This window comes from Roseburia lenta (assembly GCF_014287435.1).
Classification (GTDB): Bacteria; Bacillota; Clostridia; order Lachnospirales; family Lachnospiraceae; genus Pararoseburia; species Pararoseburia lenta.
Window position 1 is genome coordinate 392,039 of record NZ_JACOPG010000002.1, and the last position, 14,267, is coordinate 406,305.

General features: G+C 47.8%; 12 protein-coding genes. 2 read left to right on the forward strand and 10 right to left on the reverse strand.

All coding sequences use genetic code 11. The annotated features are described in order from the left end of the window. Positions 1 to 4 precede the first annotated feature (4 nt). Entirely contained in the window at positions 5 to 2,272 is a 2,268-nt protein-coding gene (locus tag H8R94_RS05895) for a glycoside hydrolase family 2 protein (RefSeq protein WP_186854140.1), read from the reverse strand. Positions 2,273 to 2,498: 226 nt separating this feature from the next. Here H8R94_RS05895 and H8R94_RS05900 point away from each other — a divergent pair, with 226 nt between their 5' ends. Continuing rightward, positions 2,499 to 3,719, forward strand: a complete 1,221-nt coding sequence (locus tag H8R94_RS05900; RefSeq protein WP_186854141.1) for a helix-turn-helix transcriptional regulator — start codon at positions 2,499 to 2,501, stop codon at positions 3,717 to 3,719. A gap of 7 nt (positions 3,720 to 3,726) precedes the next feature. Here the strand turns inward: H8R94_RS05900 and sdaAA are convergent, their stop codons facing one another. From sdaAA to H8R94_RS05935, 7 genes are all read right to left on the reverse strand, one after another. Continuing rightward, the gene (gene sdaAA, locus H8R94_RS05905; RefSeq protein ID WP_178009565.1) at positions 3,727 to 4,584 is read right to left on the reverse strand and encodes an L-serine ammonia-lyase, iron-sulfur-dependent, subunit alpha; all 858 of its coding nucleotides are present in this window, start codon (positions 4,582 to 4,584) and stop codon (positions 3,727 to 3,729) included. 4 nt (positions 4,585 to 4,588) lie between these two features. Beyond that, positions 4,589 to 5,254, reverse strand: a complete 666-nt coding sequence (sdaAB, locus tag H8R94_RS05910) for an L-serine ammonia-lyase, iron-sulfur-dependent subunit beta (protein WP_118280401.1) — start codon at positions 5,252 to 5,254, stop codon at positions 4,589 to 4,591. Between the two features lie 10 nt (positions 5,255 to 5,264). Further along, complete coding sequence (locus H8R94_RS05915; protein WP_186854142.1) at positions 5,265 to 5,705, reverse strand: GatB/YqeY domain-containing protein; 441 nt, start codon at positions 5,703 to 5,705, stop codon at positions 5,265 to 5,267. 77 nt (positions 5,706 to 5,782) lie between these two features. Then, entirely contained in the window at positions 5,783 to 6,217 is a 435-nt protein-coding gene (locus H8R94_RS05920; RefSeq protein WP_118535083.1) for a hypothetical protein, read from the reverse strand. Further along, positions 6,214 to 7,740 carry a Y-family DNA polymerase gene (locus H8R94_RS05925; protein ID WP_186854143.1) on the reverse strand — a complete coding sequence of 509 codons (1,527 nt, stop codon included), beginning with the start codon at positions 7,738 to 7,740 and terminating at the stop codon, positions 6,214 to 6,216. The genes H8R94_RS05920 and H8R94_RS05925 overlap by 4 nt, the downstream gene beginning before the upstream one ends. A gap of 110 nt (positions 7,741 to 7,850) precedes the next feature. Beyond that, positions 7,851 to 8,522 (reverse strand): YoaK family protein, encoded by a 672-nt coding sequence (locus tag H8R94_RS05930; RefSeq protein WP_118280405.1) that lies wholly within the window; start codon positions 8,520 to 8,522, stop codon positions 7,851 to 7,853. 105 nt (positions 8,523 to 8,627) lie between these two features. Beyond that, complete coding sequence (locus H8R94_RS05935) at positions 8,628 to 9,404, reverse strand: SDR family NAD(P)-dependent oxidoreductase (protein WP_118535080.1); 777 nt, start codon at positions 9,402 to 9,404, stop codon at positions 8,628 to 8,630. Between the two features lie 122 nt (positions 9,405 to 9,526). Between H8R94_RS05935 and H8R94_RS05940 the strand changes: the two genes are divergently transcribed. After that, a complete protein-coding gene (locus H8R94_RS05940; protein WP_186854144.1) occupies positions 9,527 to 10,846 on the forward strand; it encodes a methyl-accepting chemotaxis protein in 1,320 nt (439 codons plus the stop codon). A gap of 54 nt (positions 10,847 to 10,900) precedes the next feature. Here H8R94_RS05940 and H8R94_RS05945 read toward each other — a convergent pair whose 3' ends face one another. Both H8R94_RS05945 and H8R94_RS05950 read right to left on the reverse strand, forming a co-directional pair. Continuing rightward, on the reverse strand, positions 10,901 to 12,103 hold the full coding sequence (locus H8R94_RS05945) for a class I SAM-dependent rRNA methyltransferase (RefSeq protein WP_118280408.1): 1,203 nt from the start codon (positions 12,101 to 12,103) through the stop codon (positions 10,901 to 10,903). Beyond that, positions 12,030 to 14,240 (reverse strand): SulP family inorganic anion transporter, encoded by a 2,211-nt coding sequence (locus H8R94_RS05950; RefSeq protein ID WP_118280409.1) that lies wholly within the window; start codon positions 14,238 to 14,240, stop codon positions 12,030 to 12,032. The genes H8R94_RS05945 and H8R94_RS05950 overlap by 74 nt, the downstream gene beginning before the upstream one ends. Positions 14,241 to 14,267: the final 27 nt, after the last annotated feature.

Below are 14,267 nucleotides of genomic sequence, written 5' to 3' on the forward strand. Positions count from 1 at the left end.
TTTATTATTTGTCTTTTCTCTTAATCTTATTGAGTTTTCTGTTCAGTTCAAGAAGTTCTTCTTTTGTAAACTGCTTGCCACCGCCTGCAGTTCCCATAAGGTTGAGCATACGCTTAACAGAGAAACCACCAAGCATCTTCATCATGCCTTCACGGTCAACACCAGCTGCTGCTCCTGCTGCGCCGCCATCAGCGTCTTTCATAATCTTAAGCATCAATTCGCCAATGAACATCTTACCCTTGATGGTCTTCATGATATCACCAATCTGATCATTGATGTTGAAGTATCCTTCTGGCATATCAATATCAAACCAGTTAAGAACTTCGCCTTCTTCCTTCAAACGATATTCTTCATTGAAGGTATCTACCTTGCGAATCTTGCTTTCATCGCTGCAATCACCTGCTTTTGCAACAAGTGTGCTTTCGCCTGCATTTGGTACATCAAAGTAGAAGAAATGCACATCACTTGTCTGCTTGCCAAGGCTTTCACCATTTACAAACAATTCTACTTCTGGCTGATTAGAGTATACCGTAACCTTTGTTGTATCTTCTACACGGTCTACATAGCGCTTACCACAGATATGCACGAATGGATCATCTGATAACCATGCCTTATATGCATAAAAAGCATCCTTCTTGTACTTTCTATCAAATGTAACCAAGCCCTTATGGTTCATGCCGTTCTCTCCACCTTCTGCTCTTGCATCAGCGGCGAAGTCATACATATTCCATACATGTGTAGCCCAGATAAAATCTCTTGTAAAGAGCTGCTTAATCAGTTCTTCATGATAGTATGCCTGATATTCCTCAGTATAATCACCCTGAACAGGATTTGATGTATGCCAGTTTAAAGCTTCACATCCATACTCACTCATACCAATTGGAATATTTGGATATTTCTTGTGGAAGTCATCCATGAACTCTCCGTTCATATCCGTTGTTCCACCGTACCATCCATAATAGTGGTTGTATGAAATCACATCTGGAATCTGTACATATTTTGCATCAATACTGCACATAGATACAACAGCCATTGTCGTAAGTCTTGTTGGATCCATCTGGTGGCACAAATCATTTAAGATGTTGTGATTTTCAATCAGATCAGCATCTTCTGCTCCACCCATAGTGATTTCGTTTGAAAGTCCCCAGACAACGATACATGGATGATTGTAATTCTGTGTAATCAGTTCTTTCATCTGTGAAACGGTATTTTCACGTCCGTTTGGTAAATGTTTAGAGATATATGGAATCTCTGCCCAGATCACAAGTCCTGCTTCATCGCACAGATCGTAGAAATACTGATTGTGCTGATAATGAGCAAGACGGATGGTATTGGCACCCATTTCAAGGATAAGGTCGATATCCTCTTTGTGTTCTTTATGTGTCAAAGCGTTACCAATGTGTGGTCTGTCCTGATGACGGGATACACCGTGCAGTGGATAGCGCTCTCCGTTTAAGATAAATCCTTTTTCCGGATCGATAGCGAACGTTCTGCAGCCGAAGCGCGTGCTTCTTTCATCTAATACTGCATCATTTCTCTTTAAAGAAACTTCTGCGGTGTAAAGATGTGGATCCTTGCGTCCGTTCCAAAGATGCACGTTTTCAATCTCAAAAGTTGCCTTTGTCTCATCAGCAGAAGTAGTCTTGGTTGCCACCACAGCGTCACCGTCTTTGATAACATACTCTAAAGTGTCGCCTTCTGCAGCATCGGTAACAAATACCTCAACCTCGACCTCAGCGTTAGCACCCTCTACCGTCGGTGTTACGGCAATGCCCGGTGTTCCGTAATAGTCCAGATCAAAGTGTGCATCAGATACACTGATCACATTAACATCACGATAGAGACCGCCATAGAATGTGAAGTCTGCCATCTGTGGATATACATGGTCGTTTGGTGCATTGTCTACTGCAACGACGATCTCATTGTCCTCTGCCAGAAGATCTGTGACATTGACTCTCCAGGTAGAGTAACCACCGTCATGGTGTCCTGCCTCTTTGCCGTTGACATAAAGCCATGCACTTGAGTTTGCTCCCTCAAATTCCATATAAACGATCGGATCTGAGCCAAACTCGTCACGCTTCATGCTCTTTGCATAATAGCATGTTCCACGATAGTAATCGTTACCACCGTCCTGTCCGTCATCACCATTCCATGTGTGAGGCAGATCCAATGTCTCCCAGTTGCCCTGAGATAAAACGGATGTGCCTTCTGCAACAGAAACTGCATCTTTTGTGAAGTTCCAAGATGCATTGATGTTCTTCTTTGTTGCCATAACATTTACCCTCCTTTTTCGAAAATGAGCACACGGCTCTTTTCTTTCTCACTTGCTTTGTGAAACCAGTATAGCAATCCAGGATAAATTGCTCTTGTCTTACTTTTGCTATTTTGGTAAAATTTTTACATGAATTGTATTCTTGACAAAAAAATTACAGATACCTGGAAATATATAGAAACAAAATATGTCAAACATAGAAAAAACATATACGAAAGGAGCACTTATGGCATTTGAGAATATCAGTACGGATGATTTTTTCCCATTATTTAAGCAGACACTAGCGGACAGTTTTAAGGTCGATTCCTTTTTCATGCATGCGCCCTACCACGATTTTGAAAAAATGGATATGGGACTTAGGCGCATGGTCTGGGGTGAATACTCTACCAATTCGCCCATCTTCTCTATAGCAGAGGACTCTCCCTATCGTATCGTTGTCTTGGAAAGCACGCTGGGCTTTTACAATATGATCATTTCCCTGACCGCAGATGAAGAACCGGATCTGATCGGTATCATGCCATTTCGGACGGAACCGATCAACCAGGCAAATATCAACCGCATCATGAAAGAAAACGGCATTGCTCCCCAGCATACCTCGACCATGTCCCACTTTTATCTGTCCCTGCCGGTCGTAGAGTTGAACGATCTGATCTTGACCATAGAGCATCTGATAACGTTCTTTTTTCCTGCCTTCGCGGATCACCGTGTAGAATATGTCAATTACAAATCAGAAAAGCACGCCCTCAATCCCAGCGAAGAACGCTTTCATAAGTTTTCTTCTGATTATATTGAGGAAATGCACAAGCGTATCGAGGCATGCAGCAAGGCTGTAACCAGTGGAAATCAGTCGCAGGCTCTCGATCATATGAAATCCCTGTTAGACTATGCGGCTCCTTTTCAGTCCAGTCCTCTGCCACAGATAAGACATGAATTATTTGCAATGAATACCTTTCTCGCGGCAAGGCTTTTGGAGACCGCAGTTCATCCTTACTACGTCTTTAACCAAATGCAGAACTTTGACCTCAAGATTGCAGAACTCAACTCCCAACGCGCTCTGACACATCTGCCTTTTGAGATGACCAGAAAATATGCCCTGCTTGCCAAAAACTACACCTATGAAAAATACTCCTATCTGATTCGCAATGTCGTCAACTATATCGACCAACATTTAGCTACCGACTTGAGCCTTTCTGTACTGGCAGAGGAATTTGACAAAAATCCTTCCTATCTGTCAAATGCATTTAAAAAAGAAGTCGGCGAGACGCTGACTTCTTATATCGGCAAACAGCGCATCCAATCCTCCCTGCGCTACTTTAATACGACCAACATGAGCGTCGCTGAGGTCGCTGAGGCGGTCGGTATTCCTGATTTCGGTTATTTTTCTAAACTCTTTAAAAAGCACGTCGGCGTCAGCCCGCGTGAATACAAGAAAATGCTGGACAAATAGTCCGGCATTACTTTTCTGTCAGTCTGACTGCCGTAGGAGAAGTGGCAAGTCCGCCCAGACTGGTCTCCTTGATCGCAGACGGCATCTCATTGCCAATCCTGCGCATGGCATCAATGACCTCATCTACCGGAATGGCAGACGTGATCCCTGCCATCGCCAGTTGGGCTGAAGTCAATGCATTCACTGCGCCTGCCACGTTGCGCTTGATGCAGGGAACTTCTACCAGTCCCCCGACCGGATCACAAGCAAGTCCTAACATATTCTTGAGGGCAAAGGCTGCTGCATCTGCAATCTGCTCGGCAGAACCTCCCTGTAAATAAGCTAGTCCGCCTGCCGCCATGGCACTGGCAGAACCGATCTCCGCCTGACAACCGCCGGATGCTCCGGCAAGTGAGGCATTCTCTGCAATGACAGCACCGATACCGGCAGAGACAAACATAGCCTCAACCATTTTCTCCTCAGGCAGAGAAAGCCTCTCCTCTACCACCAGAAAAACTGCCGGGATCACACCGCAAGAGCCCGCCGTAGGCGCTGCAACGATACGATGCATGCAGGCATTGGACTCGCCCATCTTGATGGCTTTTTCCATGACCTGTCCTACAAGCCCTCCACAGAGATTGGCACCCTTGGCATTGTAGACATGCAGTTTCTCCCCTGCACCGCCAGCCATACCGGATGCGGAATGTATAGTCGGATCATAGCCCGCATCCGCATCTTTCATCGCCTGATACATATGGCGCATGGTCGCAAAAGATGTCTCATAGGAAACACCTCTCTCCTCCATATCCGCCTGCAGGACGATCTGCCAGAAAGGGCATGATTTCTCTTCACTTTGTCTGATAATATCTGCTATCGAATGATACATCTATCTATTCTCCCGTCATTCCAAGATAGGTTACCTTACGGATACCGTCAAATCCACGCAGCCAGTCAATGCCGCTCTCTGGCACTTCCTGATCACACTCAACCACCATGACAGCCTCGCCGCCACGGCTGGAGCGATACAGGCGCATGGATGCGATATTGATATTCTGGTTAGAAAGCATGGTCGTCACTTCGGATACATGCCCCGGACGATCCTCATTATAGACCACAAGCGTCGGTGACTCTCCCGAAAAGTTGGTCTCAATGCCATCCAACTGTGCAATATTGATCCGGCTGCCGCCCAGCGACTGTCCGATGATCTCCAGACGTTGCCCGGATCTGCCATGTAAGATCAACTGCGCGGTATTGGGATGTGCCTCACGCAGGATGGCCTGTCCAAAACTGACGACAATTCCCCGCTCCTCAGCGATCTCCAGTGCCTGTGGGATGCGGATATCGTCTGTCTGCATACCTAAAAGTCCTGCCACCAGCGCTTTTTTCGTACCATGTCCGTCCCCGGTCGCAAGAAAGGAGCCATGCAGGTTGATCTCTGCCCGCACCAAAGGCTCCCCCAGCAAGCGCCCGGAAATATAGCCGATCTTGACGGCTCCCGCTGTATGAGAACTTGACGGTCCTACCATGACCGGTCCCACCACCTCAAAGATGTTCATACGCAATCCTCTACTTCATCAATTCTGCGACAATGCCATTTATGATCTTGCCATCTGCCTTGCCTCTTAAGTCAGCCATGACCGCCTTCATGATCTGTCCCTTGTTGCCTGTGGCGATCACGTCTGCAAACTTCTCCTGCAAGTATGCCTTGATCTCCTCTGCATCCATCTGCTTTGGTGCAAATTCACTCATGATCTCATAGCGCTTCTTATATTCTTCCAAGAGGTCTTCTCTGCTCTCCGGGCAGGTGTCGATCTGTTCCTTGCAAGACTTTAACTCTTTTAAGATGGCTGTATTTACCATGTCATCCGGGATATCCTCACGGCATCCTGCATCAATACCGCTCTTTTTTGCAGCGGATACCAAAACAGAGATCGCATCCTTACGAAACTTATCCTTTGCTTTCATTGCTGCGATCATCGCGTCCTGTAATTCTTTCATTTTACTCATGCTGTATTCCTTCTTTCCTGCTTTTATAAAAACATTACTGCTACCTATTATAGCACAGCCTGTCTGCATGCAAATGCTTATTTTGTATCTTCGGCAATATCATAGACGGCGTCTAAAGAAATCTCTGTAGCATCGCTAAAGATCAGAGCACGCGCGTAGGCATCCAGACGTTTGAGACTGCCGGTATATTCCTGATAAGCGCCACCCTCTTTCTTCTCATCCGGTACAAAATAGGTCACACGGATGGGCAGTCCCTCAGATCCACACACCTGTAAACGGGACAAAAGATATTGCAATTTCTCATCCAGACGTTCCTTAGCATCCTCGTCAAGTTCAGTTCTCTCCTCTGTCAAACGCCCGGTCTCCGCAATCGCCGCCTCATGTCCGGTCAGGGCAGAAAAAGGCGAAAACTGTGCCGCCCGATCATATAAAGACATCTGCGGATGCTTCTTTGATACCGGATGTGGCAGATTTATGATATCACTGTAGTCCTTACTTTTTCTCTGCATCATGCCCTATGCCCTCCGATCTGGCGGTTGCGGTCTTTTGCCGTCGCGCCCTCTCGCAGATTCATGCCTTTTAAGATGGCGTTTTTGCCATATTTTTTCTTAATATCGATCATGGCATGCTGGATATTTTTCTCACGTTCCAGATCCTTTTTTTCCTGCTGATCTTCGGCTTCCTTCTGCCGGTAATCGGTAAAGAGATCCAACTGCTCGTAGGTCTGATCTTCCCGGGCATCCGCCTCCGGTATCAGATGATTGACCGAGAGATTGATCCGGCGTACCAGGAGTGCCGGATCCACAATGCGGTCATAAAGTGCTAAAACCTTTTCTGTCACCAGCCGGGTCGAGGATGTGTGCCTGCCCAGATTGGCAGTACCGTGTGCGTGTTTGGGCACAAATCTGCCATAGCGGTCAATGGTGACCTCTCCGCGATATGCCTTGCGCCGCTTGGGATCTGTCAGGTTTTCGATATCATAGCCGATCGTGAGGACGACCTGATCTGTCACCAGTCCCTTATCTACCAGATCCAAGACCTGCAGATCGATCATTTCCTGTACGACCAGACGGGTCTTGGTAAAATCATAAGGACACTGCAGAACCTGTCCCGAACAAAGGCTGTTGGTGGTCGGACGGTAGGACTTGATCATGTCCATCGTGCAGGGTTCATAGCCCCAGGCATGGTCGATCAGAAGTTCCGCATTGATACCGAACATCCGGTACAAGAGGTCTTCATTATAAAAGTTATCCTCCCGCCCGATGGAACAGCGTGCCACATCCCCCATGGTGTAGATGCCGCTCGCCTCCAGTTTGCGCGCATAACCCGCGCCGACCCGCCAGAAGTCTGTCAGGGGTCTGTGATCCCATAAAAGCCTGCGGTAAGACATCTCATCCAATTCCGCCATGCGCACACCGTCCGCATCTGCCTCCACATGCTTTGCCACAATATCCATAGCGATCTTGCAGAGATAGAGATTGGTGCCGATCCCGGCGGTCGCCGTAATGCCGGTCTCCTCCAAGACATCCTGTATCATCTTGCGTGCCAGATCTCTGGCACTCATGCCATAAGTGCGCAGATAGGCAGTCACATCCATCATGACCTCATCAATGGAGTAGACATGAATATCCTCCGGGGCGACATATTGCAGATAGATATGGTAGATCCGGGTGCTGTATTCCATGTAGAGTGCCATCCGTGGCGGGGCGATCAGATAATCAATCGCAAGGGATGGATCCTTTTGCAGATCGTCATGTGAATAGGAAGTGCCCTCCAAGCGGTGCCCCGGTGCTGCCGCTGCCCGCTTTTGATTTTCCTGCCGCACACGCTGTACGACTTCAAAAAGGCGGGCTCTGCCGGGAATACCATAGGACTTGAGTGAGGGTGTGACCGCCAGGCAGATGGTCTTTTCCGTGCGGGCAGCATCTGCCACGACCAGATTGGTATTCAAAGGATCCAGATCCCGCTCCCTGCACTCCACCGATGCAAAGAAGGATTTCAGATCGATCGCAATATAGATTCTATCCTCAGCCAAGCCTATCCCCCCTTTATAATTTGATACGAAAAAAGGCACTTGTTATAGCAAATGCCCTAATTTCTTTGTTTTATGTATGATAACACATTTCGAACATATGTTCAATATCTTTATCGACGTTCCTTTACCATCATAAGGAAGGTACCAAGCAAAAGCGCACTGGATACCCAGATGGCTTTCATGCCCCAATGCAGGGAGCAGATACCGCCCAATCCTGCGCCCAGCGCAAAGATCAGGATGATTCCATAATAATGCGCCGCCTTTTTCAAGGCTCCCTTCTGGTGGTCACGCAGATAGACAGACAGACTCTCGGTTCCACTGCGCAGATTACCAATACACATGGTGCTGGCATAGCCGTATCCGTGCACCTTACGGAAGGTCTGCACCTGCATGGAGCAGGCAAAGGAAACGATCATATTCGCCGCCATATTATATTTTGCCGGGATAAATCCCACAACAAAAAGCAGGGTCATTTCGATCACAACAATGATCTGACGCCAGTGGATGTGTTTGGCATATTTGTATTTATGCCCGATCTGCTCTGCCACCAGCACACCAAAGGCAAATGCCACGATCGGGAATAGATAATGCAGTGCCTTATACCAATCTCCCATCAAAAAGTGCTGGCTCATGAGTACCACGTTTCCGGTTTGTGCATTGGAAAAGACCTCCCCGCGCACATTGTAGGTATAAGCATCCTGAAAGCCTCCCGACACCGCTAAGATCGCACTCAAAAGAAAGGTCTCCGACGTCTGCATCTTTTGTTTCTTTTTTTCTTCCATCATCCTGCCTCTTCTATTTTAAATAAATATATGCCCTCTACAATACTTCTCGCTAAGAATTGTACCCCTTTTTTCTTTTTTTGCAATGCCACATCGATGTCCATCTCAACGAATGCGTATTTTTGACTTCTGTCGGCTTGCCACCAGTGGCAGCATGATAAAATCAGGCACCAGACGCTGCAAGACTGCACCTATGCGTATCATAAAGGTCGGCACGATGATGGTACGGCGCAGGCGCATCCCCCGCAGGGCTTCCGCTACACACTGGTCTGCCGTGATACCGGGCAGGGCAAAAACAACATTCGCCCGCGCATTAAACTCTGTATCGACAGGTCCCGGACAGAGCGCGCAGACATAAACACCGCTTTTTTTCTCCCGCTGTTCCTCTGCAATACTTTTTGTCAGACTGACAACATATGCCTTGGTCGCATAATAGGTTGCCATATAAGGGCCCCCCGGCAAAAGTCCGGCAGACGATGCCACATTGAGGATGGTTCCCTTGCCCTTGACCTGCATCTGGCGCAGGACTTCCTTACATAAGATATGCATAGCCTCGACATTGACACGGATCATATCCATATCCTTGGAAAGATCTGTCCTTGCAAAATCGCCGCAGTTTCCAAATCCGGCATTATTGATAAAAATATCTATGGTCTCCTCTTTTAAAATTTCACAGACACGATAGCACTCTTTCTCTTTGAAAAGATCTGCCGTCTCAATCCGACAGGGAACCCCTAAATTTTCTGCTAATTTTTCCAGACGCCCCTGTCTTCTTGCTGTTAAGATCAGGCGATATCCCTTTTTCGCATATGCTTTGGCAAATGCCAGTCCAATACCGGAACTTGCACCCGTGATCCACACTGTTTTCTGCTTTTTTTTCATACCTAGCCACCTTTCTTTTCCACATCTGTCTATTATCACAATTCCGTTGAAAAATGACATTTTTCACGCTATAATAATAGGAACTAAAATAATGGATATTTATATATGAAGGAGTATTCCCTATGGACAACAAAAAAAATCTTATAGCCAAACTACTCAAACCCCTCATAGGCTTTTTAGTACTGATGCTTGCCTTTGAGATTATTTTATTTGAACTCTTATCTCATGGTTTCCTGAATACACTGGTTGCCATGATCATACAGATCATCGTCATCGCCGCTATCTTCGGACTGCTGACCTCTTTTATCCTTTCGCTCCTGCACCCTTTCTTAGCCGCTATCCATGGTAAGGAAGCACCGGCAGAATCCGAAAAGCAAAAAGAGAAATTTAAAAAATTTGCACAGCGCGACGATGCACTCGGCGAGGCTGTCCGTACCATCCAGAGCAATACCCTTGGTCTTGCTACTATGGTAACACAGATCTCCAGTGCAACACAAGAACTTGCCGCTGTTTCCGAGAGTTTCAAACAGATCTCCGGTGAGATGTCCGATGCCATGACCGATACCGAGTCAGCCATCACATCCATCATTGACAATACCGGCGCACAGGCAGACAGCACACTGGATATGCAGGACAAGATCAACGCGATCGGCGATGCGATCGACAAGATCGTAGCCAATGTCGCTGCCCTCAATGCTTCTGCTGACAAGGTTCGTTCCTGCAACGAAGCCGCAGAGACCATCATCCGCGAACTGATCCTCAACAGTGAGGAAAGCGGTCAGGCCATTGAGCAGGTGCGCCAGCAGACAGAACTTACCAACCAGTCCACCCAGCAGATTCGTACCGCTACAGAACTGATCGCAGATATTTCCGCACAGACCAACCTTTTGGCGCTGAATGCCAGTATCGAGGCTGCCAGAGCGGGCGATGCAGGCAAGGGCTTTGCCGTTGTTGCTGACGAGATCCGCGCGCTTGCCGATCAATCCAAGTCTTCTACCGAGCAGATCAATACGATTGTCAATGAACTTTTGAGCAATGCCAATGTCAGTGTAGAGATTACCGAGAAAGTTACCGATTCCTTTGCAAAGCAAAACGAAAAGATCAACGAGACAAAGGATATCTTTGGTCAGTTGAACGAGGAGATCAATCTGGTAACCCAGTCTATCTCTGATATTGATACCGAGATCACTGAGTTAGGCGATCACAAGAACCGTATCGAAAACACTGTAAACAATCTGGCATCCTCCGCAGAGGAAAATGCCAACAATGCCGAGATTACCGGCAAGAATATGGAACACTTTCACAATATCGCTCTTGCCAATGAGCGCGAGACGGACCGCATCATCAAGGTATCCGACGAACTGGTATCCTTTGCTACACAGATCAGCAAGGGAAAGGAAGAAGGCGTCAACCTCATCAAGAGTGTCAGAGGTCAGCAGTAAATTTATTTTAGAACCATAAAAGAGTAGGCATTTGATTGCCTACTCTTTTTATGTCTATCTCTCATCTACAACTTGGAAGATGAAGAACTTCAGATAATAAGATTCATCTGCCGCCCACAGGATCGGATGATCCGGGCTCTGGGTGCGAAATTCCACCTGCCGCAGACGCTTGTGGGTTGCCTTGGCTGCCTCCTTGATGGTCTTTGCCAGAAGTTCCTGTGTCATAAAGTGGGAGCAGGAACAAGTTGCCAGATAACCGCCATTTTTGACCAGTTTCATGCCTTTCATGTTGATCTCACGATAGCCCTTGATGGCATTCTTTGTCGCCTCTCTTGACTTGGTAAAGGCAGGCGGATCCAAGATCACCACATCATACTTTGCCCCCTCATTTGCCAGACGCGGCAATTCATCCAGGACATTGGCACAGCGAAACTTTACACGATCTTCCAGATGATTGAGAACTGCATTGGCTCTTGCCTGTTCTATGGCAAACTCGGAAATATCCAGCCCTGTGACTTCCTTGGCTCCGGCTATCCCGGCATTCAGGGCAAAAGTTCCCATATGGGTAAAGCAGTCTAAGACGGTCTTGCCCTGACAGATGCGCTGCATAGCAAGACGGTTGTACTTCTGATCCAAAAAGAAGCCCGTCTTTTGTCCGTCCACAAGGTCCACCATGTAGTGTACACCATTTTCCACAATTTCCACATTGGTGGCAAAAGGCTCCCCGATAAAGCCCTTGACACGCGGAAGCCCTTCTTTGAGCCGCACCTTGGCATCGCTTCGTTCATAGACACCGCGGATCATGATTCCGTCTTTTGCCAGTGTCTCCTTCAAAAGCCCGACGATAGTCTCTTTCATGCGGTCGATCCCCAGCGCCAGCGACTCGACCACCAGGACATCCTCATATTTATCCACGACCAATCCCGGCAAAAAGTCTGCCTCGCCAAAGATCAGACGACAGGAGGAAGTATCCACCGTATCCTTGCGGTACTGCCATGCATTTTCCACACGCCGCCGCAGAAAATCTTCATCAATCAACTGATCCGGTTCTCTTGTCATCATGCGGATGCGGATCTTGGAATTCTGGTTGATATAACCACGTCCCATGATATATCCGTCAAAGTCATGTACCAGTACAATATCACCATTGGTAAAAGTTCCCATGATGGTGTCGATCTCATTATCATAGATCCAGAGTCCGCCCGCCTTCAGGCTTCTTCCTTCCCCTTTTTTCAGTGTTACTACTGCTTCTGCCATACTTTTCTCCTATCTCTTTTTCCTGTTCTTTCTTCTGGCGCATCCGAACGACCACTTCATATACTTCCGGTCGTCTTTCTTTCAGATGATCGTCCAGCAAATGTCTGCGCTCCTTAAAACGTTCCGCCAGTTCCGGATGCTCTAGGGCAATGCGGTCATGCACTTCCTGTCTGTGAGTTTCCAGACGGGCTGCTAAAGTTTCCTCATCTTTACCGGAAATATTAACGATCTCCTTTAGATGTTCCTCCAGATGTTCCAACCACTCATCCTCATCCAAGGCTTCCATATGACTCCACCTGCCATGCAAAAGTTCCTCGACATCGCCTGTCTGCTTCAACTGTTCAATCTGTAGAGCAATCTGTTTTTCGATCTGTTCTTCGCTCTCCTTGCCAAACGCCCAGACAAATTCCTGCACACGGTTGTCTGCCCGCTTGCGCGAAGCACTGCGCTCCTCATTATCCACGCCGCCTTCCAAGGGATAAGGACGTTGATAGCCCATATCCTTTAGGGCAATATGGATGGTGCGCCGGACGGCTCCTTCCTCGATCATGTAGCCCAGTCCCAATTTGCGCAACTGGTCATTGACACCGGCAATGTGCTCTGTCATGTAAAAACGGATATTTTCTTCCTTTAATTTATGGTACAAAATTCCCAGTCGGTCTGCCGCGGTAATATCAAGGCTGCCGACACCGCTGGCATCCAAGATCACTGCCCTTGTCTCCGGCGTGATATGGTCTGTAATGTCCTGCTCCAAGACCGCGATATTGGCAAAAAAGAGATTACTGCTAAAGCGGTAGATCAAGACACCGGAAACAGCATGGATCTGGTCGCTCTCCGTCAGATCCCGGAAATGTTTGTGCCCCGGCTGGATACCCAGAAAGCACCTTGCCGGTTTGGAGGTACGGATGATCATTTCAGAAAAAGAAAGGATCATACCGATCAAAACGCCGTTGATCGTACCCAGCAGCAAAACGCCGACAAAAGCACCGACAAAAATAAAGAACTCCGTCCGACTGACCTCCCACAGTCTTGCCGCCAGATCAAACTCCGTCGCGCCAAGCAGGGCAGAGATCACGATTGCCGTCAAGATAGGCACCGGCAGATAACCGATAAAACCGGTTCCGCACAGCAGAAGAACGATCATGGATAGCCCTGCGACAATCCCTGTCAACTGGGTCTTAGCCTGATATTGTTCTCCCATGGCAGTTCTGGAAACCGATCCGTTCATCGGACAACAGCCGGTCAGAGCCGCCACAGAATTACCCATAAAAAAGGCAAAGATCTCCCGGTTGTCATCAATCCGGTAACCGTTCTTTCCGGCAAAAGAATTTTCTGCCAAAAGGGTCTCTGCCATGATAACGACAGCAACCGATAAACTGATGGTCATGGCATCCACAAAAGGCACTGCGGAAAGATCCGGCAGGCTCCATTCTGGCATCCCCGGCTCTACCGCTGATAAAGTGGCGATCCCCCAGGTCTGCAAAGGCAGATACTTAGACAGCAAAACGCCAAGCGCCATCAAGACCACTGCCATAGGAAACTTTGGCATGATCTTCTTGGATAGCAAAAGGATACACAGTGCCAGAAGTCCCAAGAGCAGAGACGGCACATTCAATCCCGGCAGGCTTTCCCATAAATGCAAGAGCAATTCCGGCAACTCACCTGTCCCTGCACTTCCTCCCAAGAGTTTCGGTGCCTGCATCAGAATGATCGTGGTACAGATACCCGTGATAAAACCACCCATGACCGGTGCTGAGATGTAATTGACCAATTTGCCGGCTCCAAGCAGAGAGAATACTAAGAGCCATACCGCTACCCAGAAGGTAAGTACCGGAACGACAGACATCGCCTCTGCCGATCCACTTTCTATCCCCATACCAAGCAACGCCGATCCGACCAATGCCGCCGGAGCCGCATCCACGCCAAAAATGAACTGGGGCGATGTGGAAAAGAGGGCAAACAGAAGAATAGGGAATACCGATCCATACAAGCCGTAAACTGCGGGCAAGCCCGCAATCTGCGCATATCCCATGGATATCGGGATAGAAACTGCCATAATGATCAGCCCCGCAAACATATCCTTGGGCAAGTTTTTCTTGTCATAATCTCTCAGTGTCTGTGCCAACTGTATCTTCATCCGCCATATCACCTCTCACTTTATGTC

Coding starts and splice junctions, on each gene's coding strand:
- H8R94_RS05950 (WP_118280409.1), bottom strand. CDS start 14,240: ATGAAGATACAGTTGGCACAGACACTGAGAGATTATGACAAGAAAAAC.
- H8R94_RS05895 (WP_186854140.1), bottom strand. CDS start 2,272: ATGGCAACAAAGAAGAACATCAATGCATCTTGGAACTTCACAAAAGAT.
- H8R94_RS05945 (WP_118280408.1), bottom strand. CDS start 12,103: ATGGCAGAAGCAGTAGTAACACTGAAAAAAGGGGAAGGAAGAAGCCTG.
- sdaAB (WP_118280401.1), bottom strand. CDS start 5,254: ATGAACATCTTTGAGGTGGTGGGACCGGTCATGGTAGGACCGTCAAGT.
- H8R94_RS05915 (WP_186854142.1), bottom strand. CDS start 5,705: ATGAGTAAAATGAAAGAATTACAGGACGCGATGATCGCAGCAATGAAA.
- H8R94_RS05900 (WP_186854141.1), top strand. CDS start 2,499: ATGGCATTTGAGAATATCAGTACGGATGATTTTTTCCCATTATTTAAG.
- H8R94_RS05930 (WP_118280405.1), bottom strand. CDS start 8,522: ATGGAAGAAAAAAAGAAACAAAAGATGCAGACGTCGGAGACCTTTCTT.
- H8R94_RS05935 (WP_118535080.1), bottom strand. CDS start 9,404: ATGAAAAAAAAGCAGAAAACAGTGTGGATCACGGGTGCAAGTTCCGGT.
- H8R94_RS05920 (WP_118535083.1), bottom strand. CDS start 6,217: ATGATGCAGAGAAAAAGTAAGGACTACAGTGATATCATAAATCTGCCA.
- H8R94_RS05940 (WP_186854144.1), top strand. CDS start 9,527: ATGGACAACAAAAAAAATCTTATAGCCAAACTACTCAAACCCCTCATA.
- sdaAA (WP_178009565.1), bottom strand. CDS start 4,584: ATGTATCATTCGATAGCAGATATTATCAGACAAAGTGAAGAGAAATCA.